At 57.6% G+C, this 24239-nt stretch carries 28 protein-coding genes and 1 pseudogene; all 29 read right to left on the bottom strand.

Annotated elements, in window-relative coordinates:
- Positions 1 to 129: 129 nt before the first annotated feature.
- Positions 130 to 957 carry an SIR2 family protein gene (locus SLH47_RS24110; RefSeq protein WP_320243418.1) on the bottom strand — a complete coding sequence of 276 codons (828 nt, stop codon included), beginning with the start codon at positions 955 to 957 and terminating at the stop codon, positions 130 to 132.
- 3 nt (positions 958 to 960) lie between these two features.
- Complete coding sequence (gene nifT, locus SLH47_RS24105) at positions 961 to 1179, bottom strand: putative nitrogen fixation protein NifT (RefSeq protein WP_320243417.1); 219 nt, start codon at positions 1177 to 1179, stop codon at positions 961 to 963.
- Positions 1176 to 1517, bottom strand: coding sequence for a nitrogen fixation protein NifZ (locus SLH47_RS24100; protein WP_320243416.1), 342 nt, complete (start codon positions 1515 to 1517; stop codon positions 1176 to 1178). Before SLH47_RS24100 ends, nifT begins: the two co-directional genes overlap by 4 nt.
- A 3-nt stretch (positions 1518 to 1520) precedes the next feature.
- Entirely contained in the window at positions 1521 to 2264 is a 744-nt protein-coding gene (locus tag SLH47_RS24095; RefSeq protein WP_320243415.1) for a 4Fe4S-binding leucine-rich repeat protein, read from the bottom strand.
- Between the two features lie 14 nt (positions 2265 to 2278).
- Positions 2279 to 2470, bottom strand: a pseudogene (locus SLH47_RS24090) (4Fe-4S binding protein); the annotation flags it as partial.
- A 26-nt stretch (positions 2471 to 2496) separates the two neighbouring features.
- Positions 2497 to 3975 (bottom strand): nitrogenase cofactor biosynthesis protein NifB, encoded by a 1479-nt coding sequence (nifB, locus tag SLH47_RS24085; protein WP_320243412.1) that lies wholly within the window; start codon positions 3973 to 3975, stop codon positions 2497 to 2499.
- A gap of 163 nt (positions 3976 to 4138) precedes the next feature.
- Positions 4139 to 5899, bottom strand: coding sequence for a nif-specific transcriptional activator NifA (gene nifA / locus SLH47_RS24080; RefSeq protein WP_320243411.1), 1761 nt, complete (start codon positions 5897 to 5899; stop codon positions 4139 to 4141).
- 275 nt (positions 5900 to 6174) lie between these two features.
- A complete protein-coding gene (gene rpoN / locus SLH47_RS24075; protein ID WP_320243461.1) occupies positions 6175 to 7461 on the bottom strand; it encodes an RNA polymerase factor sigma-54 in 1287 nt (428 codons plus the stop codon).
- A 92-nt stretch (positions 7462 to 7553) separates the two neighbouring features.
- Positions 7554 to 8042, bottom strand: a complete 489-nt coding sequence (gene bfr, locus SLH47_RS24070; protein WP_320243409.1) for a bacterioferritin — start codon at positions 8040 to 8042, stop codon at positions 7554 to 7556.
- A gap of 3 nt (positions 8043 to 8045) precedes the next feature.
- Positions 8046 to 8240: a hypothetical protein gene (locus SLH47_RS24065; RefSeq protein ID WP_320243407.1), complete on the bottom strand. Its 195-nt coding sequence runs from the start codon at positions 8238 to 8240 to the stop codon at positions 8046 to 8048.
- Between the two features lie 44 nt (positions 8241 to 8284).
- The gene (locus SLH47_RS24060) at positions 8285 to 8986 is read right to left on the bottom strand and encodes an ATP-binding cassette domain-containing protein (protein WP_320243405.1); all 702 of its coding nucleotides are present in this window, start codon (positions 8984 to 8986) and stop codon (positions 8285 to 8287) included.
- Entirely contained in the window at positions 8986 to 9684 is a 699-nt protein-coding gene (gene modB, locus SLH47_RS24055) for a molybdate ABC transporter permease subunit (RefSeq protein WP_320243403.1), read from the bottom strand. The genes SLH47_RS24060 and modB overlap by 1 nt, the downstream gene beginning before the upstream one ends.
- On the bottom strand, positions 9684 to 10415 hold the full coding sequence (modA, locus tag SLH47_RS24050; protein ID WP_320243401.1) for a molybdate ABC transporter substrate-binding protein: 732 nt from the start codon (positions 10413 to 10415) through the stop codon (positions 9684 to 9686). The genes modB and modA overlap by 1 nt, the downstream gene beginning before the upstream one ends.
- The gene (gene nifW, locus SLH47_RS24045) at positions 10412 to 10759 is read right to left on the bottom strand and encodes a nitrogenase stabilizing/protective protein NifW (protein ID WP_320243400.1); all 348 of its coding nucleotides are present in this window, start codon (positions 10757 to 10759) and stop codon (positions 10412 to 10414) included. Before nifW ends, modA begins: the two co-directional genes overlap by 4 nt.
- A 21-nt stretch (positions 10760 to 10780) precedes the next feature.
- Complete coding sequence (gene cysE / locus SLH47_RS24040; RefSeq protein ID WP_320243398.1) at positions 10781 to 11509, bottom strand: serine O-acetyltransferase; 729 nt, start codon at positions 11507 to 11509, stop codon at positions 10781 to 10783.
- A 3-nt stretch (positions 11510 to 11512) separates the two neighbouring features.
- A complete protein-coding gene (nifV, locus tag SLH47_RS24035; protein ID WP_320243396.1) occupies positions 11513 to 12679 on the bottom strand; it encodes a homocitrate synthase in 1167 nt (388 codons plus the stop codon).
- A 9-nt stretch (positions 12680 to 12688) separates the two neighbouring features.
- On the bottom strand, positions 12689 to 13894 hold the full coding sequence (gene nifS, locus SLH47_RS24030; RefSeq protein ID WP_320243394.1) for a cysteine desulfurase NifS: 1206 nt from the start codon (positions 13892 to 13894) through the stop codon (positions 12689 to 12691).
- A 12-nt stretch (positions 13895 to 13906) separates the two neighbouring features.
- A complete protein-coding gene (gene nifU / locus SLH47_RS24025; protein WP_320243392.1) occupies positions 13907 to 14929 on the bottom strand; it encodes a Fe-S cluster assembly protein NifU in 1023 nt (340 codons plus the stop codon).
- A 14-nt stretch (positions 14930 to 14943) separates the two neighbouring features.
- Positions 14944 to 15264: an iron-sulfur cluster assembly accessory protein gene (locus SLH47_RS24020; RefSeq protein ID WP_320243390.1), complete on the bottom strand. Its 321-nt coding sequence runs from the start codon at positions 15262 to 15264 to the stop codon at positions 14944 to 14946.
- A 155-nt stretch (positions 15265 to 15419) separates the two neighbouring features.
- Positions 15420 to 15902, bottom strand: coding sequence for a hypothetical protein (locus SLH47_RS24015; protein ID WP_320243388.1), 483 nt, complete (start codon positions 15900 to 15902; stop codon positions 15420 to 15422).
- Positions 15871 to 16329, bottom strand: coding sequence for a nitrogen fixation protein NifQ (locus SLH47_RS24010; protein WP_320243386.1), 459 nt, complete (start codon positions 16327 to 16329; stop codon positions 15871 to 15873). The genes SLH47_RS24015 and SLH47_RS24010 overlap by 32 nt, the downstream gene beginning before the upstream one ends.
- 79 nt (positions 16330 to 16408) lie before the next feature.
- Positions 16409 to 16714, bottom strand: a complete 306-nt coding sequence (gene fdxB, locus SLH47_RS24005) for a ferredoxin III, nif-specific (RefSeq protein WP_320243384.1) — start codon at positions 16712 to 16714, stop codon at positions 16409 to 16411.
- Between the two features lie 4 nt (positions 16715 to 16718).
- Positions 16719 to 16928, bottom strand: coding sequence for a CCE_0567 family metalloprotein (locus SLH47_RS24000; RefSeq protein WP_320243382.1), 210 nt, complete (start codon positions 16926 to 16928; stop codon positions 16719 to 16721).
- 22 nt (positions 16929 to 16950) lie between these two features.
- The gene (locus SLH47_RS23995; protein ID WP_320243380.1) at positions 16951 to 17424 is read right to left on the bottom strand and encodes a NifX-associated nitrogen fixation protein; all 474 of its coding nucleotides are present in this window, start codon (positions 17422 to 17424) and stop codon (positions 16951 to 16953) included.
- A complete protein-coding gene (gene nifX / locus SLH47_RS23990; RefSeq protein WP_320243378.1) occupies positions 17424 to 17906 on the bottom strand; it encodes a nitrogen fixation protein NifX in 483 nt (160 codons plus the stop codon). Before nifX ends, SLH47_RS23995 begins: the two co-directional genes overlap by 1 nt.
- Positions 17881 to 19266, bottom strand: a complete 1386-nt coding sequence (nifN, locus tag SLH47_RS23985) for a nitrogenase iron-molybdenum cofactor biosynthesis protein NifN (RefSeq protein WP_320243376.1) — start codon at positions 19264 to 19266, stop codon at positions 17881 to 17883. The genes nifX and nifN overlap by 26 nt, the downstream gene beginning before the upstream one ends.
- 1 nt (position 19267) lies before the next feature.
- Positions 19268 to 20836, bottom strand: a complete 1569-nt coding sequence (gene nifE / locus SLH47_RS23980; protein ID WP_320243375.1) for a nitrogenase iron-molybdenum cofactor biosynthesis protein NifE — start codon at positions 20834 to 20836, stop codon at positions 19268 to 19270.
- 236 nt (positions 20837 to 21072) lie between these two features.
- A complete protein-coding gene (nifK, locus tag SLH47_RS23975) occupies positions 21073 to 22614 on the bottom strand; it encodes a nitrogenase molybdenum-iron protein subunit beta (protein WP_320243374.1) in 1542 nt (513 codons plus the stop codon).
- A gap of 95 nt (positions 22615 to 22709) precedes the next feature.
- Complete coding sequence (nifD, locus tag SLH47_RS23970) at positions 22710 to 24212, bottom strand: nitrogenase molybdenum-iron protein alpha chain (protein ID WP_320243373.1); 1503 nt, start codon at positions 24210 to 24212, stop codon at positions 22710 to 22712.
- Positions 24213 to 24239: the final 27 nt, after the last annotated feature.

Genomic DNA, 24239 nt, shown 5'->3' with positions numbered 1-24239 from the left:
ATCCCAAAGCGCGGGCTTCGACACCGCTTAAGTCGGGCACATCGGGAAAGGCTTGTTGGACCTAGAATGAGAGAAGCTTGAACCTCTTGATCTTCGTTTCGATGAGAGGTTGCTCACATGAGCGCTTGGCTATGTCTGCGATATAGTGAGGGCATCCTTGACGGTCTTTAGGGGCATGTCGAGACGCTTCATGTTCATCTCATTGAGAAAGCGCCCTTCCATACGGGTCAGTGACCCGGGCATCACCGCAATATGGCCAGTTCCCGAACGCTTGGCGATTTGCCGTGCGAAAGTACGTAACATCTGGTCATCGAAACGACATCCCAGAAACAAGAATGGCAACCCCGTGCGGCGTTTCTGTACCTCTTCTGGGATTGGGCGTTGGATGTCGATTTCGGTGAGTACTTCGACATAGTCGCTATCGGACATGAGAAAAGATGAACCTGTTTTGCCCAGCCCATGCGGCTTGTAAATCAAGGTCTCCCACGCAGGATCAGGTGCCTCCACTTCAGTGCCTGCCGCGTCGTAGCTTCGGGTAAAAAGATCGATCCATTCGCCATTGCGGCTCACCCCTTGGACGAGGCCCCAGTTTCCCCCGCCGAAGGCCTGCAACAGGCCGTCGTCATACCAAGTGTCGACAACCATCGGCGGACGTATGTGGGCCAGCCAATCGTGAATTGGGTTCGCGTTTCCGGAAGCGGCGTCGAAGGCTGCATTTACGATTGCATTCAAAGTAGCGCGAAACTTCCGGCTTTCGACGAATTGTGCGACAGACCATAGATTGCCGGTCGCCCGACGCGGGGCCCGCACCTGCGCTTCGATCAGGGCACAAAGGCGTTCGGGCGTAGCGGGCCAATCGCCGCCCGAGAGGGCCGATACCTCTGGCCCGAGATAGGCAATACGTTTGCCTGCTGCGACCTCATCAAGCGCCTGTTCCAGAAGGTTGAGATCCGACATGATTTAGTCCTCCTCTGCCGTCGCAAGGCGACGAGCATCGACAGTGATGGGCAGCTTGGGGGCCTCATCGAAATCCGGCATGGCAAAGACCCAGCCATTGGAGAGGCGCGCCCAGCCTCCCCACAAATCGGGCTTCTCAGTCTCGACGATCATCTCTTCGAGATCCTTTTTGGGCACGTAGGCTTCAAGTCCCTTAGGCGTGTTGCGGATCATGATTTTCATGGGGATGCCTCCAGAGTTTCGCGGGTAACGATATGGGATTGCAGGGCGGGGCCGTCTGCGTGGTCAAAACCGCGGATCTCTTCCGCAACCAACTCACGTTCGCGCATGCCCACGATGCTTTGGCGTTCAACGAAATCGACGGCATAGATGTAAAACTGCTGCAGAAACACACCAATGTCGCGCACATACCCGACATCGCCCTTCTTAACGACGGTTTCGCCAATTTCCTTGCCGGCCATCGTGCCGTCATTCTTGATGTTTTTCTTTGACACGACCTTGTCGCCCGGGGCGAAGATAGGGTCGCGGTAGACTTCGATTTCACGATCGTCGGTGGACATGGGTCAGGCCTTTGTTTTCAAGTGATCGAGGCGCGCGGCGGCGGTTTCTCGGATGATGTCTTCAGTGTCGTTCAGCAAGGCGGTCAGTTCCGGCGAGGTACCGTGCTCGGCCACGGTGTGACGCACGCGAAGATCGTCGTCATGCACAAACAAGGCGGGGCGGCGCGCGGCAGCCGCTCGGCGTACCAGCGGGTCTGGGTCATGGCGAAACCGGTCGAGCCATTGATCCCCAATCCGGCGCGCCACAATCCGGCGAATTTCAGGATCAATATCGGGGATCATCACTGGCAGCAGGCCCGGATCTGCGCGCCGCGCAACGATTGACCTGACATAGCCGTCATCGTCGGCAGTCATGGGTAGCAGATCATCTACAGGCAATCGGTGAGCTACTGCGATGCGCACGCGCCGGTCGGGATCCTTGATCTTGCGCGCGGCCTGTTTGCGCGGCAAACGAAGGATGGCCATAGCGCGCACGCCCGCATCTTCGTCTGTGAGAAGCCGGGTCAAGCGAAACACGGACGCGACACGCGCCGCGTTCATGCGGGTCTCGAAATATGGCATGGAGAGGCACTCATCGGCCAAATCCGGGTTCAGCACGAAGAACCGTTCGATCCGTTTGGCATACCGATCATGGGCGCAGGCCCAGCCTTGCCCGCATTGCCCGGCCTTGATCCGGTCGCGAAAGGCGCAGGCGGTGCAGTCCAGCGCTGCACCTTGCCAATCAACTGGATCCGGTCCTTCAGGCATGCGAACTACGCCGGCAAGGGAATGCAAGTGTCCGGCACTGGACAGATCTGGGTGCATTGCGGAAGGTCGAAATCGCCCTTGCACTCGGTACACAGGTCCGGATCGATCACATAGGTCTCGCCAGTGAAACTGATTGCGGCATTGGGGCATTCAAACTCGCAAGCGCCACACACGGTACAGTTGCTTTCGACAATGGTCAGGGCCATAGGCGTGTTCCTTTCTGATTAAGAGATCAGGCGATCTCAGCGGCGGGTAGACCCTGCTTGGCGCGGTATACAGCCGATACGGCGGTTTCGATGTAGTCGTAGGCGTAGTCCTGAATGGCAGTGATCCCCGCTTCTTCCAACGCCTCGCGGGGGCAATCGCCAATTTTGGCGCACAAGATCGTGTCAATCCCTTCGAGCGTCTTGATCACAAGATCCAGCGTGTCCTCTTCGCCATAGCCACCGACGCAATAGTTGTCGCAACGGCGATGGGTGACAAAGCGCACGCCTTCGGCATCAACCTCAAAGATCTGGAATTCTGTTGCATGGCCAAAGTGTTGATTGATGCGCCCACCGCCTTTGGTCGCAACGGCAACAAGCATCGCAGCGGCGTCTTCGGCGACGGCGGTTTCCGTTTCGGCCTTGGCAGTTGCGGCGGCGGCGCGGCGGTCTTCTCGCTCTTTGGCGACCCAGTCGCGATAGGTTTCGCGTTTCTCGGGGTCGTAGCTGACCTCATCAGGCACAAGATCCATGGTGAATTCCTGCCCGCGGTCCTCGCCTAACAGCCCCACGGCATCCGCGCGGCACTGTCGGCAATGCTTCATCAAGTTAGCACCGCCTGCGCAGGCGTCTTGCAGCTCTTTCAGCTCCGCCGCTGTCGGGCCGCGTTGCCCCTCAAGGCCAAACACGGTGCCATGTTCGGGTGCTGAGATCAGCGGCATGATGTTATGCAGGAAGGCGCCGCGTCTTTTGACCTCCTTGTTCACGTCCAAGAGATGCTTGTCATTGATCCCAGGGATCATGACCGAGTTCACCTTGACCAGAATGCCCCGCTCATGCAGCAGATCAAGGCTCTCCATCTGCCGCTCATGCAGGATTTGGCTCGCCTCTAGACCGGTCCGGCGTTTGTGTTCGTAAAAGATCCACGGGTATATCTTTGTACCCACTTCCGGGTCGATCATGTTGATGGTCAACGTCACGTGGTCGATATTCATATCGAGCAACTCATCAACATGATCTGGCAAGGCGAGACCGTTTGTCGAAAGGCACAGCTTGATATCCGGCAACTGCTCTGCCACGCGCTTGAAAGTCTCAGATGTTTTGCGCCAGTCATAGGCACTGTCGCCAGGTCCGGCGATACCGAGAACCGAGAGCTGTGGGATCTCATTGGCAACGGCGATCACTTTGCGCGCGGCCTGCTCTGGATTCAGCCGCTCCGAGACCACGCCCGGGCGGCTTTCATTGGCGCAGTCATATTTGCGATTGCAGTAGTTGCACTGGATGTTGCAGGCCGGTGCGACTGCGACATGCATCCGCGCAAAGTAATGGTGGGCTTCCTCTGAATAGCAAGGATGGTCTTTGACCTTTTCCCATGTGGCCGGGTCCATATCCTCTGGTGCGTCGGACGATCCACAGGCCGAGGTTGAGCATCCTTCGGATTCCATGGCCTTCGTCAGCGCGTCTTTGGACCCGACGGTCAAACCATCAAGGGAGATAACATTGGACATGGGCAGGGTATCCTTCCGGCTGGGAAACGCAATTGCAGATACCCCAGCAAAAGGCGTGCCAAGTCACAGACAGGCGGAAATGTCGGAAACTCAACAATGCGATGTCGCAAAAAAGGCGGCCCCTTTGTCAGGGGCCGCCCCGTGCGCACAATAACCGGGGAGATCAGATTTTGCGCACTTCAACCCCATGCTTCTGAAGGGCATAGCCAATCTGGCGTGGTGTCATGCCGAGAAGGCGTGCCGCCTTCGCTTTTACCCAACCAGCTTCTTCCATGGCGGCGATCAACTCGTCTTTTGCAGTAGTCGCCGTCTTACGCCGCCCAGGTTCTGCTGGTGTGTAGACTGCGGGTGGCTCAGAAAAGGAATGCGCATTGCGGGCTGGGGTCTTCGTATCAACCGAGGGCGTGACGGTACGTCCAATGGCCAGCCCGCCAACAGGCGATGCGCCTTCCTTGAGGCGCGCAAGGTCGGCCGAAAGGCAGGCATTTTGGCGGCATGCCAATTCGTTAGCCAACACAACCTCACCATCGGAAAGGGACGCAGCCCGGTTCACGCAGTTCTCAAGTTCGCGCACATTCCCGGGGAACTGGCACTTGCAGATCACGTCAAACGCGTCCGGGGCAAATCGCACCTTGGTCCCGTTGGTTTTGTTGAATTGATCCAGGAAAACCTGCGCGAGGGGACGGATATCGCCCGCCCGATCACGTAAAGGGGGAAGGACAATGGGAACAACACAGATGCGGAAATATAGATCGGCGCGAAACTCGCCTTGCGCTACTGCATCCTCCAGATCACGGTTGGTTGCAGCGACAATACGCACATTGGCCTTTATCGTCTTTGTCCCACCCACACGCTCAAATTCACCCTCTTGCAGGATGCGTAACAGCTTTGTCTGAAAGCTCGGGCTGATGTCGCCGATTTCGTCGAGAAACAGCGTACCGCCATCGGCCAATTCGAACCGCCCCTTCTTGAGAGCTGTTGCCCCGGTAAAGGCTCCCTTTTCATGGCCGAACAGCTCCGATTCAAGCAGGGTTTCGGACAATGCAGCGCAATTCACGCGGACGAAGGGGCCATTGGAGCGGTTGGATTGGCTGTGCACGGCACGTGCAAAAAGCTCCTTGCCCGTTCCGCTTTCGCCCCGTAGCAGGACGGGTGTCTGTTTGGTGGCTACCCGTTTCACCTGTTCAATCACGTCAAGTATTGCTGGACTATCTCCAATGATGCCGTCTAGCGAAATCGGTGTATTCACCGGTTTCAACTGTCCGCGAAAGGTTTGTAACAAGCGGCGTGTGTCTTCCTGCGCCCGGGCCCGGTCGCGTGCAATGCGCCGGCGGAAGCGCAGCGCCTGCTCCAGAAGTGAGGCAACCATCGTCAAGACGCGAACATCTACCTCGGGTAAGGCGCTGATGTTGGTGTTGTGGCAACGATACGCCGCCAATACGCCAATCACAAAGTGCGTTTGGTCAGGGTCACGCAGCGGCACGGCCACGACGGTCTGTGGTTCCCCCCGCAAACGCTCCGGCACCGCTTCCTCGCCATACTCGTCGGCAAGATCAAAGGCGATCAACGGTACACCGGACCGAAAGACAACCTTTGCAATCCTGTCTGACATAATGTCGTTCACGTCTTCGGTGTCGTGAACGGCAAAGGCGGTCGCAGCGATCCTGTAAGGGTTCGTAACTCCAGAAGCAGCAGTGCCGTCTGGCTCGCTGAGCAATGCCAAAACGCCGTGCCGCAGATCCAGAAAAGACGATAGCACATTGAGAATGTTCGGAACGACTTCGATTGGGTCCGCAGCCGTAGAAAACGATTTTGCAACCTCATAAACCGCGTCGAGGGCAAGCCGGTCAATCGCCATTTTATTCACTACGGCGCCTGTTCCGGCAATGGATGGACCAGAAGCGTGGGTTCTTTCTTCGGACATTATCATACTCACTGTCTCCTATGAGGTGCCGTAGCGGAGTTCTCCCTTTCGTTATTCATGAACTGCCATCGGAGAATGGCAGACCAGCCTCCTCAGCAGCAGTTTATCATTGCCTGTGTAAATGCATGATAATTCGAGATGTTCGGATCATTTTGACGCAGGCATTCGCGCGAAATTGCACAAGATGGTGACGACTCGGGATAGAATGACAGACAAGTGCCGCATTGTTCAGCAGCGGCGCCTGCTTCTACGGCACATGTGTAACGGGCTCAGAATCACGCGTCGATAGCTGCTTTTCGCCTGTCGTAAGACGAACCGACGCCGAGGAGCATGCGATACTTCGCGACCGTGCGTCTTGCGATCCTCAACCCATCTGCCTTGGCAAGGTCCACGATTGCTCCGTCGCTTAAGGGATCAGTGGCGTCTTCTTGGGCCAACGCGCGCTGCACAAAGTCCATCGCTTTGTCGCGGGATACGCCTTGTCCCTCCACATTGGGGCCTACTGCCCGCGCGAAAAAGGCGCGCAAGGGCAGGGCGTGGGTTGGTGTCTGGATCATCCGACCAGCCAACGCACGGCTGATGGTAGATGCATGAAGACCCAGTTCCTCCGCTACGTCTTCAAGTGTGAGAGGCGCCAATTGCGCCGGTCCGGCATCCAGAAAAGCGGTCTGCCGCGCCACCAGCACAGAGGCGGCACGCAAAAGTGTATCGCCCCGCCTGTTCAAGGCCACCGCCAGCGCGCGCGCCTCAGCCAAAGCGCGGCGACGGGCGCGGCGCGCTTCTTTGTCAACCTGGCCGTCTTGCAAGCGATCCTCGCGCACTATGATGGTCGGCGACGTTGCGCGGTTCAATTCAACCTCCCATCCATCATCGCCGCGCCGCGCAATCAAGTCAGGTGGAAAAACGGGCGCTGGCACATGATCAAAGGCAAGCCCCGGCTTCGGATCAAGGCCGCGCACAAGCGCAAGCAGGTCGGGTAAATCAGCCAGCTCACAATCACACAAATCCGCCAAGTCACCCAAACGCTTTTCGGCGACCAGATGAATGTTCTCGATTAGCGTTTTCAGATCCCAGGTTAGGATATCCGCTTCCTTTGCCTGAAGCAGCAGGCATTCTTTGAGAGAGCGCGCAAACAGCCCAGCCGGTTCAAACGACTGCAACACATCCAGAACACGTTCGGCAAGTACAATCGGAACCGAAGCCGACAGGGCAATGGTTTCGACCGACTGTCCCAACCAGCCGGTCGGCTCCAAGGCTTCGGCAAATCGCAAGGCGATCATGCGCTCTTTAGGTACTGTGAAGTGCAATTCGATCTGGCCGATAATGTGCGACATCAGGCTGGGCCTATCAGACGAAAGCAGTGCAACAGCATCAAAATCTTCGCTGCTACGGGCGGCAATAGCCGGCGCAGGCGCGTAGGAAACATAAGGATTGGATTGCGCCTTTTCCGACAAATACTCCGCCAGATCCTCGGACGACATGCCCAGGATCGCTAGTGAGTTCAGCATCTGCCCACTCATTTGCTGAGTTTGCACTTGCGTTTGTGCGAATGTTTGCGCCATCTCCATGGGTTAATCCTAACTCTTTCCGACCTGGGCGGAATGCGCGCCATTGCCGCGACGCTGATCCGTCGCCGCATGGGCCCACATGCGCACTACCCTTCCGCTGCGTCGGCCGAAACCGCGTTCAGTTGACCGTAGTTTTCCGCACCGATCGTTTCATAAAGCTGCAGCTGTGTTTCAAGAAAGTCGATATGCCCTTCTTCATCGCTCAGCAGTTTTTCGAAAAGGTCCATGGTGACGTAATCACCGGCATCGCGACAGACCTCGCGAGCCTCTTTGTAAAGTGCACGGGCCGAGTACTCAGCCTCGAGATCGCATTCGAGCGTTTCTTTGATGTTTTCGCCAATGCGCAGCGGGTCGAGCACCTGAAGGTTCGGATGCCCCTCCAAAAATATGATCCGCTCGATGAGCTTGTCCGCGTGTTCCATCTCTTCGATGCTCTCTTCGCGGCTTTTCTTAGCCAGCTTTGCAAAGCCCCAATCCTCCTGCAATCTATAGTGCAGCCAGTATTGGTTCACGGCGGTCAGCTCGTGGCGCAGCGAACTATTGAGATAATCAATGACCTTTTCGTCACCCTTCATGGATCAATCCTTTCCCGATTGAGGTGTCAGTGTGCGGTTGTTGGGCAGCGCCTGTTGCAGACGTTGAATTTCCATGGTGATGGCTTCGTTCACCAGTTTTGCGCATCGTCCGCACTGCATCTTGCGGCCGGTCATCGCAAATAGCCGACCAGGTGTGACAAGACGATAGGGGTCCTCTTGATAGCGGATGTCCAGCATATCCCGAAGCTGAGAGGAGGTCAGACGAGTGCATGAGCATAAGATCAAACAGACCTCCGAACCAAAGAAAGCATGGGGCGTGCACTGCTGTCTATCAGGGGCCGAACGCGAGTCGGCGTGGCAAGATCAGCATGTCCGTTCATCAGTGAGATCACGTTGCCGCACAGACGTCGCACCTCTTCCGGCGCATGGCTGATAAAGAGCATGGGGATCTGCGTGCGTTCTTGCACCGACGCGATCAGATCGAGGGTGCGCGCCTTTAACTCTGGGTCAAGCGCGCTGACCGGTTCGTCCAGAAGCAGCATTTGCGGCTCCGCCATCAAAGCGCGTGCAATTGCTGCGCGCTGGCGCTCGCCACCGGACAGATGGGCGGGGCGGGCTTTCATGACATGCGTAAGCTCAAGCGCATGCACCACTTCGTGCCAAAATGCCGTGCCCTTCTGCTTGGTGCCAAAGGCAAGGTTCTGCGCGACGCTCATATGCGGGAAAAGAAGCCCCTCTTGGAAAACCAGGCCAATGCCGCGTTGCTTCGGCGGTAGATTGATATCCAGATTGCTATCGAAGAGTACCTTGTCCCTTAAAACGATCCGACCCGACAGAGGTTTCAAATGACCGGCCAAACAGGAAAACAAGGTTGATTTGCCCGATCCCGAGCGACCGATCAGACCTGTGATCCCCGTGGTCGGAAGCGTCAGGGAAACATCCATACGGAAAGTGCCGCGCTGGTGGAGCAGATCGATCTCCATCACGCCACCTTTGTCTCATGTGGGACGAGATGGCGCGACATCGCTTCAGAGATCAAAAGCGCACCACCCGCCAGGGTAAGCGACAGCAAACACAAACGCATGGCGGCCATATCGCCATCCGGGCTCTGACTGACCGTATAGAGCGCGAGCGGCAACGTCTGTGTGCGACCTGGCATGTTGCCTGCGAGCGTAATTGTCGCGCCAAACTCACCAACCGCCCGGGCAAAGGCGAGCGTCGTTCCTGTCAGAATGCCAGGTGCCATCATTGGCAAGGTCAGGACGATAAAGATCCGCGCTTCGGAGGCACCGAGGCTGCGCGCCGCACAAGCATATCGCGGATCAATGGCTTCGGCAGATTGACGGATGGAGCGTACCAATAGCGGAAAACCGACGACCGCGCAGGCGATCACAACCGCCTCGGTGCTGAAAGCAATCCGAATGCCAAACCATTCCAGCAGCAACGCGCCGATCGGACCATTACGTCCGAGGAGCAAGAGCAACAAATACCCCAACACGACTGGCGGCAGCACCAAAGGCAGGTGCACTACCGCATTTAGTAACGCATGCCCGGGAAATCGCTTTGTTCCTAAAAGCCAGCCCAGACCGATAGCAAATGGCAGTGACCAAAGCACCGCCCAGGCAGATGCGCGCAATGACAGCGTCAGCGCTGAATACTCCATTTCGGTCAGGCCCAGCATCAGTTGCCTTGCCCTATGAGAAAGCCATTGGCCGCCAAAACTGTGCGGCCTGCATCACTGTCGAGATAGGACAAGAGCGCGTTTGCAGCACTTGCATCGCTTCCCTGCCCAATGGGGGCGATCAGATAGCGTATCTCTGGATGGCTCTCCTGGGGGATTGACCATAGGACCTGAACCGGTTGCCCGATTGCATCGCTTGCATAGACAAGCCCTATTGCTGCGTCGCCGGTGGAAACTGCCGCTACGGTTGCCAACGTATTATGCATCGGAACCAGGTGGCCTTGAACCGAACCCCACAGTCCCAAGTTCTCGAGCGCCTCCTTTCCATACGCGCCCACCGGTGCGACGGCAGGATCCGCCATGGCAAAGACTTCACCTGACAGGCGCGCCTCAAGAGTGACATCCGTCCACTTCGGCGCGTCGGTGGGGGCGATTAGGACAAGGCTGTTCGACATCAGCAGGCGAACGGCGTCTTCGGCAATCACGCCGTTCTCTACAAGATGAGACATCCATTTAGGATTTGCGGAAACAAAGATATCTGCGGGCGCCCCCTGTTCGATCTGCCGGGCCAACACGCCGGATGCGGCAAAACTGCTCACAGCTTCGATGCCACTATCGTCAATTGCAGCAGTAATGGCCCGATTGGTAGACGCCGCGGCCATCACCACAGTCTCTGCAGCAGTAAGACTGGCAAGACAGGCCAGTATGGAGGCCAGCGCCACCCATTTCATTGAACGGACACTTTCAGCGCATCAATGCCGACAAAGCGGTTCTTGCGTTTTTCCTCCTCGTCTCGGAAAACTTTAAACACCTTTTCTCTAATCGGTGTGCTTTCCACAAAGTCTGCATAAGCCTGCTTGAGCAGTTGGCGACATTCCAAAAAGACCTCGTCTTCTGCCAACCCACTGAAACTGGCTTTGCGCAGATAGGCACCAAAGCGTTTCATAATGTGCAGCCGCGATATGTTCACGACATCAGCATCATGTGGCAACAACAGGTAGGTAAAGATGTCTTCGGCAGAAGACAGCTTGTTGATATGATCGAGAACGCCGGTTTCTTCGAAGTCTTTTGGCATGTGTCATACTCCTTCACGAGGTCAATTGGTGAGTTCTGGACTGCGTTCAGAGACAGGTTTGGAACAGGGCTCTGAAGGGACGTTGGAGGTTTTGCCGGGCCCGCGCGCATCTAAGCGCGCTTCGAGAAAGGCGATCCGATCGGCCAGGCGCAGCAGGGTGCGTCCCACAGGGTCAGGCATCAGGTGATGGTTCAGATTCACGCGATAGGGGTCAGAACTGCGTGGGGTGGCGCTCTGCACGATGCGAGCGGGAATTCCGACCACCGTGGCTTCGGGTGGCACCTCTTCGACGACGACCGAGTTTGCGCCGACGCGCGCATCCGCGCCCACACAGATTGGCCCCAAAATCTTCGCACCAGCACCAACCATCACGCGATCTTCAAGGGTCGGATGTCGTTTGCCGCCGTTCCAGGACACGCCGCCCAGAGTCACACCATGATAGAGTGTCACGTCACAACCGATTTCGGCTGTCTCGCCAATCACGACGCCTGCGCCGTGGTCGATGAAAAAGCCAGGACCAATTTTGGCCCCTGGATGTATGTCGATCCCGGTGACCATCCGGGCCAGGTAAGACAGCAACCGTGCCGAACTGCGCCATCTGTTGCGCCAGAGTATATGGGCGATCCGATGGGCGAAAGTTGCGTGCAGCCCTGGATAGGTCAGCAAAGTTTCAATCGCCCCTCGCGCCGCAGGATCCCGCGCGCGAATGGCGTTGAAATCGCTGCGAATAAGGGACAGGAAGCGCGCCATTGCCTAGCCTTCCTGCAAGGCCAGTCGGGTGACCATCGCGACAAGATCGGAGGCCGTGACCGGGCGTTTGGTGTTGATCGCATGGGCGCGCAACTTTGGTTTCAGCGCCGCCAATATCTGGTCATCCGAAGGCAAACCGGCACTATTCAATGCGGCGCGCAGCCCTGCCGTTCCTGAATGCTTGCCTAAAACGAACTGACGCGTGCGCCCGAACCGTTCCGGCGCGCAGCGCGGATCCTCATATGTGCTGGCGTTCTTGAGGATCGCGTCCACATGGATGCCCGCCTCATGGGCGAAAACCATCTTGCCCGTGATCGGCTTGTCTTCGGGCAGGTTACGCCCGGACGCATCTGCAACGATTTGGGAAAGATGTGATAATGCGGTCAGATCAATACCTGTATTCAGCCCCCCTGACTCCATGGCCGCAGCGACCTCCTCAAGGGCGGCATTGCCTGCACGCTCACCCAGCCCATTCACTGTGACCGACAGGTGTGTCGCGCCACCGATGGCAGCCATAATGGTATTGGCAGTGGCCAATCCGAAATCGTTATGTGCGTGGATTTCCAAAGGCAGCGAAATGCGCGCAGTCAGTTCCTGAGCCAGTCGATACGCGCTCATCGGGTCAAGAATGCCCAGCGTATCGGCGATGCGGTAGCGTATGGCGCCAGCCCGAGCGGCCGTTTCGGCCAACGCGACCAGAAAGCTCGTATCGGTGCGGCTTGCATCTTCGGCCCCGATTGAGACGTCAAAACCGCGTGCCGTGGCCAGTTCCACCAGCCGTTGCGTTTCAGACAAGGCCCAGGCGCGATCCGCGCGTAGTTTGCCACGCAGTTGCGCCTCAGATGTGGGAACTGCAAAATGAATGCGCCGCGTGCCGCAATGCGCCGCCATCTCCAGGTCGTAGTCGCGCAAGCGGCACCAGACGACCGGCGCCGCGTGTGTGACTTGTTTTACGATGGCCTGTATTTCGGCGACATCATCGTCGCCCATCGCGGCAATGCCCGCTTCGATCTCGGCTACCCCTACTTGATCCAGCGCTTTGGCAATCGCGATTTTCTCGTCGAGAGAGAAGGCAACGCCGGCCGTCTGCTCACCATCCCGCAAAGTTGTATCACACAAAAGAACGCGACGGTTGGGCAGATTGGCGTTGAGGTCAGAGACAGGCGTCATCGGGCATACTCAAGCATATTCCGGGTGGAAGCCGTCAGGCTGCGCGCCGTCCTCGCTCCAGAACGGAGACATGTCGCGCAGGCCCGAAATGATTGCCGGCATGACCTCAAGTACACGGTCAACATCCGCGTCAGTGGTGTCCCGCGACAGTGAGAAGCGGATCGCCCCGTGGGCCGCGGTGAACGGAATGTCCATCGCGCGCAACACATGGCTGGGTTCCAGCGAGCCGGAGGTGCACGCCGAACCGGAAGATGCTGCGATGCCGGCCTGGTTAAGCTTGAGCAAGATCGCTTCGCCTTCGATATACTCGAAGGCCACCGTGGCTGTGTTTGGCAGACGGTCATAGGGATCGCCTGTCACAAAGCAGTGCCCAATCTGCTGGACCAGACCTTGTTCCAGCCGGTCACGCAAGGCTTTCATGCGGGTGGTATCTTCATCCAGCGTTGACAGGGCTATCTCTGCCGCACGACCCAATCCGACAATTGCGGGTGCGTTCTCCGTGCCGGCTCTGCGCCCGCGTTCCTGATGCCCACCCCGCAAAAGCGGACGGAACCGCGTGCCTTTCCGCATATAGAGCGCGCCGAGACCTTTGGGGCCGTGAAACTTGTGTGAGGACAGCGACAGCATATCGATGTCTGTGGTCTTTAGATCAATTGGCAGCTTGCCCACTGCCTGTACCGCGTCCGTGTGAAAGAGCGCGCCGACCTCATGGGCCATCTCGGCCAGCCCTTCGACCGGAAAGACCGTGCCGGTCTCATTATTGGCCCACATGAAGCTGACAATGGCCACCCTTTCGGACAGTGCGGCGCGGTAGGCCTCGATGTCGAGCCGCCCCTGTTTGTCAACTGGGATCCGGTGGACGATGATGTTTTCGTGCTTTTCCAGCCAGTCGCACAACGTCAGGATCGCTGGGTGTTCAACAGTCGACGTGATGACTTCATTGCGCCCGGGCATGACCTGCAGGGCCGACCGAATGGCGGTGTTGTTGGACTCCGTGCCGCCGGATGTGAAGATGATCTCGTGATCATATTCCGCGCCGATGAGCGCTTGCAGCGATTTGCGGGCACGCCGCAGCGCTCCACCCACTTCGGACCCATAGGCATGGATGGAGGACGCATTGCCGAATTGCTCGGAGAAATAGGGCAGCATGGCCTCGACCACTTCGGGAAAGACTCGGGTCGTCGCATTGTTGTCAAGATAGACGGGGTTGGTCATTGGCTTGCCTCCTTACACCGTGGCGACGGGCATGACCCGCACCGTGCGCCCGAGCGCTTCGGAAATCTTTTGTTGGATGCCGCCAAGCGTCTGGCTAGCGAGTTGGCAGCCCGAGCAGGCGCCCGTCAGGTTGACGAGCACCATCGACCCTTCCATATCCACAAGCTCCACATCACCGCCATCACGCCGGAAAACAGGGCGGAGCTCTTCAATGATCTTGGCCGCAAGGATCGCTTCCTTGGCTGCGGTCATCCCATTTGCCACAGGTTCCGGTGCGGGGGTGGGGTCGGGCACAGGGGCCGCTGCAGGCATGGCGATCTGCACCGGTGCGGATGGTTGCGGCGGTAGTTTCGGGGCAGGTGGCTGATCGGGGATCACGAATCCGGTCGGCTTTTTCTTTGCTGGCGCGGGAGCCGCCCCGAAAACATAGGCATCGGCCTCAGGCATTAGCCCTTCAGCAACCATGGCCGCATTGGTATCAGCCAGCAGCTCTTCCAACGGTTCGCGGCAGGACGAACATCCGCCACCTGCCTTGGTGTAGAAGGTCAGCATCTCAAGCGTGTTGAGCTTGTTGGTGCGGATCGCGCGCTCGATCATGCCGGCATCAATGCCAAAGCACTTACAGATCAGCGCGCCTTCTTCGTGATCATCGTCTTCCAATTCTTCGCCGGTATAAGCGGCGACGGCCGCATGCAGCGCCTCTTGGCCCATGACGGAACAATGCATCTTTTCCGGAGGCAGCCCGTCGAGGAAATCGGCAATATCCTGGTTGGTGAGCTTTCGCGCATCCGCGATCGTCTTGCCGATGATCAACTCTGTTAGCGCCGAGGATGACGCGATGGCGGATCCACAGCCAAACGTTTGGAACTTTGCATCCTCGATAATGTCGTTGTCCGGATTCACCTTCAGCATCAGCTTCAACGCATCACCGCAAGACAGGCTCCCCACTTCCCCCACCGCGTTGGCGTCGGTAAGCGCACCTGCGTTCTTGGGGTTGAAGAAATGTTCTTTGACCTTTTCGCTATAGTCCCACATCGGCTGGTGCTCCCTTAGCAGAAGGATTTGCCACAGCCGCAAGAGCTGGAGGCGTTGGGGTTGTTAAAGACGAAACCGGATCCTTCGAGCCCGGAAACAAAATCAATCGTTGTCCCGGCGAGGATTGACTGGCTTTCGGGGTCTACCAGTACGGTGACCTCGCCCGCTTCAATGACCGCATCGTCAGTTTGCTGTTCCAGTTCGAGCGCCATGCCGTATTTCATGCCAGCGCAGCCACCGCCTTGAACCATCAGGCGCAAGCCCGCGACCGGTTGGCCGGCCCCATCAATGGCGGCTTTGATTGCGCTGCGGGCGGGTTCGGTAATCTCGATCATGTGCATGCTCCTGAGTTGACGGCGTTGCCGAAGGTTGGCCTTTGCGTTGCTTTAGCAAGAAGCGTGCCAAGTATTTTAGTTTCGCAACTTCAAATACTTATCGTGATCGACGGACAAGACAGACAAACATTGGCACAAATCCGACAACGCTCTTGTCAGTCATCATCACAATCGTCGTCTTGCGGCTGCAGCACCTTGTCGAGGAGCCACGCGCCGCCAAAACGATCTGTCGGATCAAGTGCTGCAGCTTGCTCAAGCAGTTTTGCCGCGTCTTGCACCACCCCCATGCGCGCCAAACAATAGCCCCAACCGATCAAGGCCTGCAGATAAAGGCCGGGCGCAAATCGATGCGCCGTAAAATCCGCATCCTCGCAGCTAACGTCGCGCCAATCCGTTGCAATGTTCAATTGCCGGGCAGCATGGGAAAGGATGGCCTGCGCATGTCTGCATGCAGCGCTGTAATCATGGGTGTAGAAGGCAAAACGATAAGCCGCCAGGAGGACATCAATATCGTTTGGGGCGGCGGCAAGTGCTTGGGCAATCGCCTCTGCGCTTTGCTCGGTTTCGGTGATGGCTGCGGTCGCCCCGTCCAGCAGCGCCAAAGCGTCAGTCTGGCGCAAAACACTCAGCCTTTTCATCGCAATCGTCACAGGTCGGCGACAGGCACAATGAAAAAGCGGCATCCGAACAGATTTGGCGATAAAAATACTTTTTCCAGCGCATATTGGCACTGTTGGCGGCAAATAAGCCCGGCAAATGCCGTGCAATCATCGCGGATAGGGCCGCACGGCTGGGCAGTCCGAGATCTTCCCATAAATGGCGCGTCTCCATTGATCGCCGGGCGAGAATGCGTGCCAGCCATGACGCTTCCTGTGTGCGGTTCCCGGCTCGCATGAGAATGAGCTTCATTATGGCGTCTTGGTCCGGCGTCACCTTGGGTGCGCCATTTTGGAGGTCTGGCAATTGCACCCTCGGCAGCCAGCGGTCACTTAGCGCGGCGATCTCAGTTCCTGGGAGCCCTAACCGAGAGGTCAATGGCCCGAGACCTGCGTTCCGCTCGGCCATAGCATGATCAACAATGCAGCAAAAATCGGAGGTCGTGCACATGTCTGGGCGCAAAGGCCCGGCCGTCGGTGCCCAGGCCTCAATCTGCAACTGCATGAGTCTGGCAGTCAGACGGACAGACCCGTGCACAGGCACCGCACCCGATGCATTTATCAGGTGCAATCATGTTCATGACGGATTTGACAATCTCATCCTCGACATCATCAAACTCATCGGTACCGGGACGCACCAGATCGCCGTCCTCGGTCAACCCGTAAAGGGTCATCACATCGCGCCCGCAGACCTTGAAACACCGCCCGCAGCCGATGCACTTTTCGGGATCGATGGCCATGAGAAATTCAGGCACATATTCCGCTCCACCGCGCGTGTAAGCTACCCTGGGCATCGCATCAGACCTCAGCCGCCGCCTTCTTGGCGGCTTTAAGCTCTTTGCGCGCAGCGGTTAGGTCTTTGTATACGTTATATGTCGCTTCCGCTGTCTCAGGGATTTTCTCGAAATCGATGGGCAGTTCTTCGGCCAAATCATGCAGATTCATCTTGGCGTCGGTGGCGCGCATCGAAAGTTTTTTGACCTTCTTTTCCAGCTCTTCTAGCGTCATGTTCTTTCCTTTCCTGACTAGATCAGCCGCGTGCGGCATCCGGGTGGGCATCAATCGTCTGCGCGGCGCTTTCGACAAGACTTTCACCCCCTTCGGCCAGCTTGGCCCAGGTCTCAAAGCCAAAACGATGAATGTCGCGCAAATGTTTGGAGACAACGACCAGCTTGCCCGCGATCAGTACGATGCGGCCAAAACCCTCATGGCTCATCTTTTGCATTTGGCTCGCCATGCAGCCCGTGCGCTTTTCAATCATCAGACCCACAGCGTCGTAGAATTTTTCAACGCGCCACATCACATCCGGGTCAGGGTCACCAATGATCGGGATCTCCCGGCGCTCGTCCTTGGTGACAATGAACTCGGCCATGATGTCGGCGTCGGATTTTCCGTCCCACTGGCCATAGCTATCCTCGGCGCGGATCACTGCGGACAACTGTTTTAGAAAGTCGCTGTCAACCATGTCGCCGCCACGCGCGGCCTCCAGAGTTTCAGTTGTCATTATGCGGTCTCCTCAATTTCGTAATTGTCCGTGAAGTCGGGTTTTTCGTAGGTTCCAAGGATCTTGCGAAGGAACGGTGGGGGCGTGCCTTTCAGCATTTCCTGCGTCTGCATGAGGATCGCCTCAATCGGCTCAGCCTCTTTTCGCTTGATCGGATGCACACCGGCACGCACGAGCTTGGCTGCGGATGGCCCGCCCACGGCCAACGCAAACAAGAGCGCACAATCCGACAGGGCCTCGACCTTGGGCGTGATCTTGTCGTCCTGACTGTCGTGTTGACCGCTTTGCTTGGTCACATTGTCAAACTCATGGGCCGCAATGAACCGCACACCAGTAGTCCAGACATCGTAGATCGCGAATTTCTTGGCTGACCCGAAATGCGCATCGAGGTTTTCCATGTCATTGGTCGCAATCGCGATGCGCAGCGGTTTTCCGTTGGGGGACGGACGGTTGTCTTCAATGACGCGTAGCGTACGGGACATGTTCAAACTCCTCTGAGATGGGGGCCGCGCCGAAATCTTCTGGCCGGGCACGGTGATGTTGCGACTGCACGGTATTGGCGACCTCGTAATAGAATGCGCGGCTGCCGCGATATCCGACGCGGCGAATATCCTGTGCACCAATCCGATCGAAAATGGGAAAGCCTGCCCGCAAAAGCGGTTTGTTCAGCGCGTTGGCCACATGTCGCCCATGGGAATGGGTGATCAGAAGGTCTGCGGCGCCCGCGCGCGCGCCGCGCTCCAGATCGCCCAGATCACCCAGAACGACATCGTCGCACGGCATCTGGTCGAAGATGGGGCTATGCTGCGAAGTGGTGACGGCGCTTACGATATCGGCGCCTAGCGAAGCAAGGGCATGGGACAGCGCAAACATCAGATCGGGATCTGCCCCAATAGCGACCTTGAGACCCCCAATATGAAAATGTGCATCCAAAGCGGCGTCCATCAGCCGCGCACGATCTCGTTTCAGCGCCTCGGGCGGATCCTGGATTCCCGACAAGTCCATAAGTGTGCGTACGAAAGCATCTGTGGGTTTGAGCCCCGTAAGCGTCGGGAAAACGCGATAAGGGACCAGCGCGCGATCTTCGATCAGCTTGGCAGCGGCTTCCATCTGGCTGCCAATCGCCAGTGTAAAGGCGCTGCGCCCAACCTTGCCGATATCGTCCAACCTCGTACCGCCAAGTGATGTACCTGACCAATCATCGCTGACATGCCCATCAAGAGAGGTCGAGATATCCGGCAGCACCACGGGCCGAAGGCCAAAGCACTGTGCCAAGCGCACCAACTCCTCAATGTCAGCCGGGGTGAGATGACTGCCAGGCAGCAGGTTGACCTGGCGCAGGTCAATATCGCGTTCATACTGCTCCGGCAGCATCGCATCAATGATTGCCTCTACAGCCCGCGCCCAGCCATCCTGCAAGGCCCCGTCGAAATCCGGTGTTGATGCATAGACAACGCGCGTATCCGCAAAGTCAGTGCGGCGGGCAATGATCTCATTTAACTCGCCCTGCACATCCTCGCCGCGGGTTTCTGTGAGCGCCGTCGAAGCGATGCCGATAAATTTGGGCGACGCTTTTTTGCGTAGGTTTTCAATCGCTTCCTCGATCTGTTCGGCGCCACCAAGGATGGTGGACACTTCATTCATCGCTGTGGTTTGAAGCGGGACGGCTTCCTTAAAATGCCGCACCAGATGGACCATCGCGAAGGCGGTGCAGCCTTGTGACCCGTGAAACAAGGGCACCGCGCGCTCTATACCCAAATAAGCCAGAGCGGCGCCCAACGGGGCAGAGCTTTTCAAGGGCATTGTGGAAAGTGCGCGTTTGGGATGGATCAGCTTGGCCATATTAGCAATCCTCAAAATCAGTGGATGAAGATTGCAGCCCCAACACATCTGAGGCGCCGGCCGACAGGCTGGCTTGCGGCGGCATCGGCGCTGGCAGTGTGATGGGCGCCACGCGACCTGCGGGTGTACCCGTGATAGGACAAACCCCCGAGATCGGCGGCATCGCATTTGGCCCCGTAATCGGCGCGTCCCAGGGGGGCGGGTCGCGCAGTTCTGCCCACATCGGATTGTTGACCGCCCGGTCGATGGCACGGACCAGATCGACCATACCCATATATCCTGCGTAGGGTTCGTGCTTTTCCTGGTTCACGTCGACCCAGGGCATTTTTGCCTTGAGTGCGACAAACTGGCTGCGTCCACCCGACATCAGCAGATCTGCGCCCGCATCCTTGAGCAGCCTGTACATGTCTTTGGGCGCCATATTGTCGAACATGTGCTTGTCATCGCCCATGACTTCGACCACGCGGTCCTTGTCTTCGTCGGTGGCCTTGCGCACCGAGGTCCCGATGACTTCCATCCCGAGTTCTTGCAAAGCGGCCACCACCGACCAGCTCTTATGGCCGCCGGTGTAGAGAAGCACGCGACGCCCTGCGACACGCGGGCGGAAGGTCTCAAGCTCGGCCCATATCTTGGCCTCTTCTTTCGCGATCAGCGCCTCGCATCTGTCGAGCAATTCGGCATCGGCCCCGCGTTCCACCAGAATGCGGCACATGGTGCGCAATGCTTCGGACGTATCGGAAATGCCGTAGAAGGAGCCCTCAAAGAAAGGCACACCCCAACGTTCTTCAAGCTTGCGCGCCACATTGATGAGCGCCTTCGAGCAGACCATCATCGTGACCTGCGCCCGGTGCATCATCGCCACTTGGGCATAACGTGCATCTGCTGCAAGCGATCCCAGAATACGAATGCCCAGCCGGTCGAGCAGCGGTTTGACCTGCCATAGCTCGCCGGACAGGTTGTAATCGCCGACGATGTTGATGTCATAAGGCGTTGGCTCCGCCGGCTCCATCGTGCCGATCACATGGTCCAGCATGGCCTCGCCAGCAAGCTTGTTGCCCAAGTTTTTCGAGCCCACATAACCCGGAACGTCAACGGGGATGCAGGGTGTGCCAAATTTGTCGGTCGCAGCTTTGCAGACCGCGCCAATGTCGTCGCCGATCAGCGCCGGCACACAGGTCGAATAGACAAAGACCGCCGGTGGATCATGCGCGTCGATCGTTTCTTTGATCGCTTTGAAGAGCTTCTTCTCGCCAAAGCCCATGACAATGTCCAGCTCGGTCATGTCCGTGGTCAGGCCGATGCGATAAAGCTCCGACCCCGAAGATGCTGCCCCGCGGTTGTCCCAGCCATTGCCTTCACAAGCCAGTGGCGCATGGACCAGATGCGCCACATCCACAATGGGCTGCAACGCGATCTTGGCACCGTCAAATGCACACCCGCCAGCCGCCGCCCCAGGGGTGAGTGGCTTTGCGCAGCCCTTTTTGCGCTGTTGTTCGGATTTCGAAATATTGGTCCCGCAGGCGGGTTCGTTGAAGACGTCCTGAATTTTGTCTTTGACTGTGTCGGGCATGCGGCTTCCCCAGCTATCTGCAGAAACGCAGCAATGTACGTGCCAAGTCTTCGGGCCAGATTACGCGGCAGGCTTGTCGCAGAACTGGCACAGGAATGTCGGACACATGACAATTGATGGTTCCGGCGCAAAAAAAGGGGCACAGCCCCCGGGGAAAATAACAAATCCATTTCACCACTCATCGAAATTCATAAGTGGCCCCGGCGCACAAACGAAAGCGCGCCGGGGAGAGTAGATCAACGGGTCAGGTCGTAGCTGTAATCCGTCTCGCCCGGGATGATTGTATCATCGTCAAGCTTGTCAAAGACGGTATCCAACAATTTGACAAGTGTGTTCAGCGCACCTTGGTAGCCCCAGGTTGGGAAGCGGTGGTGGTGATGCCGGTCGAAGATCGGGAACATCAGGCGAATGAGCGGTGTCCCAGTATCGCGCTCCAGATACTTGCCGTAGCTGTTGCCGATCAGCATATCCACCGGCTCGGTGTTCAGCAGCGAACGCATGTGCCACAGGTCCTTCTTGGGCCAGACTTGCGCCTTGGCACCGAAGGGCGAAGAGGCCAGAAGCTCTTTCATCTGCGCTTCCCATTCCTTGCCTCCATTGGTGGCCAGGCAATGCAGCGGTTCAGCGCCGAGTTCCATCACGAATTTGGCCATGGCGTAGACGAAGTCCGGGTCACCGTAGATGGCAAAGGTCTTGCCGTGCAGGTGCGCTTGGCTGTCTGCGATGGCGTCCACGAGGCGGCCGCGCTCCAGACGAAGGCTTTCGGGGATTTCTTTGCCCGAAAGCTCGGACATCTTCATCAGGAATTCGTCGGTGGCTTGCACGCCCATCGGGTAGTGCAGGCTGGCGGTGTCCTGACCTTTGGAGGCCGCATATTCCAGCGTTTTCGGGGTGCAGTATTCCTGCATCGAAACGGTGGCTTTTGCGTTCACGGCGTCCTCGAGGTCCTCCAAGGACGTGCCGCCGTCATACATGCGGAACTCACCGTCGGAGGGGGTGTCGTAGACGTCGGAGACGTCCGACAGGAACGTGTATTCGACACCCATCTCATCCAGCATCCGTTTGATTTCACGGTTGTTGGCGACCGCAAAGCCGTCGAAGCCTGGGATGATGTTGATCTTCTCGTTCTGTGTCGGTTCTTCGACCTTGTCCCAGAAGTTCTTGAGAATGCCTTTGGTCATGTTGTCATAACCATCGACATGGGACCCAACAAACGCCGGGGTGTGGGCGAAGGGGACGGGGAAGTCTTCGGGTACGGAGCCTTTTTCCCGCGACTGGATGATGAAGGAGTTCAGGTCATCCCCAATCACTTCGGCCATGCAGGTGGTCGACACCGCGATCATCGCCGGATCGTAAAGCGCCTTGGTGTTCGCCAGACCGTCCACCATGTTCACCAGACCGCCAAACACGGCCGCGTCTTCGGTCATGGACGATGAAACGCATGACGAGGGTTCCTTGAAGTGGCGGCTCAGGTGCGAGCGGTAATAGGCCACACAGCCCTGAGAGCCATGTACGAAGCTCATGGTCTTTTCGTAGCCTGCGGCCGCAAAGACAGCACCCAAGGGCTGACAGGCTTTCGCCGGGTTTACGGTGAGGGCTTCGCGATTGAGGTTCTTTTCGCGATACTCCCAGGATTTCGTCCAGTCTCCGATCTCGGCCACCATGTCATCTGGGTGACCGCATTCGAATTTGACTTTCTTGTTTTCCAGCATTTCCTTGTATTCGGGTTGCTGAAAGAGGGGTGCGTGATCCAGCACCTTGTCCGCCGATTGGGGCATGATCTTTATCCTTCTCTTGGCCGTCCGCATTCCGAGACGCGCCTGGTTGAGGAATTGAGGAGACGGGCGGACAAAAACGCCGCCCGAAGGTTTGCTTATTCTGCGGCGATGGCAGTTGGCGCGGACCAAGGCGCGTCATACATGCCCCAGACAGGGTTGTTGATCGCTAAGTCCATGTCGCGCGCGAAGATCGCGAACCCGTCATAGCCGTGATACGGGCCGGAATAGTCCCAGCTGTGCATCTGACGGAACGGGATGCCCATCTTCTGCACCGGGTACTTTTCTTTGATACCGGAGCCGACGAGGTCAGGCCGCACCTTTTCGATGAACTTCTCCAGCTCGTAGCCGGTGACGTCATCATAAATCAGCGTGCCGTCTTTGACGTAGTGACCGGTCCGCTTGTAATCGTCGGCGTGGCCGAACTCATACCCTGTCCCGGCGATCACCATGCCAAGGTCATCATAGGCGGTGACAACATGGCGAGGGCGCAAACCGCCGACATAAAGCATGACCGACTTGCCTTCGAGACGCGGACGATACTTGGCGATGACGTCATCCACCAGCGGCTGATACTTTGCGATGACCTTTTCGGCGTTCTCCTGAATGGTCTCGTCAAAGTTCTTGGCAATCGCCCGCAGGCTGGCCGCGATCTGTGTCGGACCGAAGAAGTTATACTCCATCCAGCCGATGTCGTATTTCTCTTCCATGTAACGGCAGATGTAGTTCATCGACCGGTAGCAGTGGATCAGGTTCAGCTTGGCCTTGGGTGCGCGTTCGATCTCGGCCAGGGTTGCGTCACCAGACCAGTTGCCGACCACATTCAGACCCATCTCTTCGAGCAGGATGCGCGAGGCCCAGGCGTCTCCACCGATGTTGTAGTCACCAATGACGTTCACATCGTAAGGTCCAGGCTCATAGCCAGCACCAGCGCCTTCGCCCTTTTCGAACACCCAGTCACGCACGGCGTCATTGGCGATGTGGTGACCGAGGGATTGCGACACACCACGGAAACCTTCGCAACGGACAGGCACCATCGTCTTGTCGTATTCCTTGTTCTTGTCGCGTGCCACTGCTTCGATATCATCCCCGATCAGTCCGATAGGGCATTCCGACTGGATCGTGGTGCCGTTATTCAGCGGGAACAATTCCTCGATCTCGTCGATGGTCTTCGCGAGCTTCTTGTCACCGCCGAACACAATGTCCTTTTCCTGGAAATCGGTTGTGAACTGCATGGTCACGAAACTGTCAACGCCGGTCTTCCCGATGTAATAGTTGCGCCGCTGGGACCAGGAATACTGACCGCAGCCGACGGGGCCGTGACTGATGTGGACCATGTCCTTGACCGGCCCCCAGACCACACCTTTTGAGCCCGCATAGGCGCAGCCCCGGATAGTCATGACACCTGGTACGGATTTGATGTTGGATTTCTGGGTATCGCATTTTGAGGCGATGCCTGTTGTCTCATCTGGCGCTTCGTCCGACGGTTTGGATACGGTCAGGTGCTTGGCACGCCGCTTTCTGGCTTTGTCCGGATAGGCGTCGAGGACTTCCTCGATCATTGCCTCATAATCGTCCGGACCTGTGTGATCTTTGGCCATCCTTTTGGCTCCTTCTCACTGATCTGG

The sequence above is a fragment of the Cognatiyoonia sp. IB215182 genome (assembly GCF_033963905.1).
Taxonomy (GTDB): Bacteria; Pseudomonadota; Alphaproteobacteria; order Rhodobacterales; family Rhodobacteraceae; genus Yoonia.
This window is presented reverse-complemented; position numbering and strand designations above follow the sequence as displayed.

What these genes read in the sequence shown, in the direction of transcription:
- SLH47_RS24110 (WP_320243418.1), bottom strand. Translation starts at nt 957, where the DNA reads ATGTCGGATCTCAACCTTCTGGAACAGGCGCTTGATGAGGTCGCAGCA.
- nifT (WP_320243417.1), bottom strand. Translation starts at nt 1,179, where the DNA reads ATGAAAATCATGATCCGCAACACGCCTAAGGGACTTGAAGCCTACGTG.
- SLH47_RS24100 (WP_320243416.1), bottom strand. Translation starts at nt 1,517, where the DNA reads ATGTCCACCGACGATCGTGAAATCGAAGTCTACCGCGACCCTATCTTC.
- SLH47_RS24095 (WP_320243415.1), bottom strand. Translation starts at nt 2,264, where the DNA reads ATGCCTGAAGGACCGGATCCAGTTGATTGGCAAGGTGCAGCGCTGGAC.
- nifB (WP_320243412.1), bottom strand. Translation starts at nt 3,975, where the DNA reads ATGTCCAATGTTATCTCCCTTGATGGTTTGACCGTCGGGTCCAAAGAC.
- nifA (WP_320243411.1), bottom strand. Translation starts at nt 5,899, where the DNA reads ATGTCCGAAGAAAGAACCCACGCTTCTGGTCCATCCATTGCCGGAACA.
- rpoN (WP_320243461.1), bottom strand. Translation starts at nt 7,461, where the DNA reads ATGGCGCAAACATTCGCACAAACGCAAGTGCAAACTCAGCAAATGAGT.
- bfr (WP_320243409.1), bottom strand. Translation starts at nt 8,042, where the DNA reads ATGAAGGGTGACGAAAAGGTCATTGATTATCTCAATAGTTCGCTGCGC.
- SLH47_RS24065 (WP_320243407.1), bottom strand. Translation starts at nt 8,240, where the DNA reads ATGCTGGACATCCGCTATCAAGAGGACCCCTATCGTCTTGTCACACCT.
- SLH47_RS24060 (WP_320243405.1), bottom strand. Translation starts at nt 8,986, where the DNA reads ATGGAGATCGATCTGCTCCACCAGCGCGGCACTTTCCGTATGGATGTT.
- modB (WP_320243403.1), bottom strand. Translation starts at nt 9,684, where the DNA reads ATGCTGGGCCTGACCGAAATGGAGTATTCAGCGCTGACGCTGTCATTG.
- modA (WP_320243401.1), bottom strand. Translation starts at nt 10,415, where the DNA reads ATGAAATGGGTGGCGCTGGCCTCCATACTGGCCTGTCTTGCCAGTCTT.
- nifW (WP_320243400.1), bottom strand. Translation starts at nt 10,759, where the DNA reads ATGCCAAAAGACTTCGAAGAAACCGGCGTTCTCGATCATATCAACAAG.
- cysE (WP_320243398.1), bottom strand. Translation starts at nt 11,509, where the DNA reads ATGGCGCGCTTCCTGTCCCTTATTCGCAGCGATTTCAACGCCATTCGC.
- nifV (WP_320243396.1), bottom strand. Translation starts at nt 12,679, where the DNA reads ATGACGCCTGTCTCTGACCTCAACGCCAATCTGCCCAACCGTCGCGTT.
- nifS (WP_320243394.1), bottom strand. Translation starts at nt 13,894, where the DNA reads ATGACCAACCCCGTCTATCTTGACAACAATGCGACGACCCGAGTCTTT.
- nifU (WP_320243392.1), bottom strand. Translation starts at nt 14,929, where the DNA reads ATGTGGGACTATAGCGAAAAGGTCAAAGAACATTTCTTCAACCCCAAG.
- SLH47_RS24020 (WP_320243390.1), bottom strand. Translation starts at nt 15,264, where the DNA reads ATGATCGAGATTACCGAACCCGCCCGCAGCGCAATCAAAGCCGCCATT.
- SLH47_RS24015 (WP_320243388.1), bottom strand. Translation starts at nt 15,902, where the DNA reads ATGAAAAGGCTGAGTGTTTTGCGCCAGACTGACGCTTTGGCGCTGCTG.
- SLH47_RS24010 (WP_320243386.1), bottom strand. Translation starts at nt 16,329, where the DNA reads ATGGCCGAGCGGAACGCAGGTCTCGGGCCATTGACCTCTCGGTTAGGG.
- fdxB (WP_320243384.1), bottom strand. Translation starts at nt 16,714, where the DNA reads ATGCCCAGGGTAGCTTACACGCGCGGTGGAGCGGAATATGTGCCTGAA.
- SLH47_RS24000 (WP_320243382.1), bottom strand. Translation starts at nt 16,928, where the DNA reads ATGACGCTAGAAGAGCTGGAAAAGAAGGTCAAAAAACTTTCGATGCGC.
- SLH47_RS23995 (WP_320243380.1), bottom strand. Translation starts at nt 17,424, where the DNA reads ATGACAACTGAAACTCTGGAGGCCGCGCGTGGCGGCGACATGGTTGAC.
- nifX (WP_320243378.1), bottom strand. Translation starts at nt 17,906, where the DNA reads ATGTCCCGTACGCTACGCGTCATTGAAGACAACCGTCCGTCCCCCAAC.
- nifN (WP_320243376.1), bottom strand. Translation starts at nt 19,266, where the DNA reads ATGGCCAAGCTGATCCATCCCAAACGCGCACTTTCCACAATGCCCTTG.
- nifE (WP_320243375.1), bottom strand. Translation starts at nt 20,836, where the DNA reads ATGCCCGACACAGTCAAAGACAAAATTCAGGACGTCTTCAACGAACCC.
- nifK (WP_320243374.1), bottom strand. Translation starts at nt 22,614, where the DNA reads ATGCCCCAATCGGCGGACAAGGTGCTGGATCACGCACCCCTCTTTCAG.
- nifD (WP_320243373.1), bottom strand. Translation starts at nt 24,212, where the DNA reads ATGGCCAAAGATCACACAGGTCCGGACGATTATGAGGCAATGATCGAG.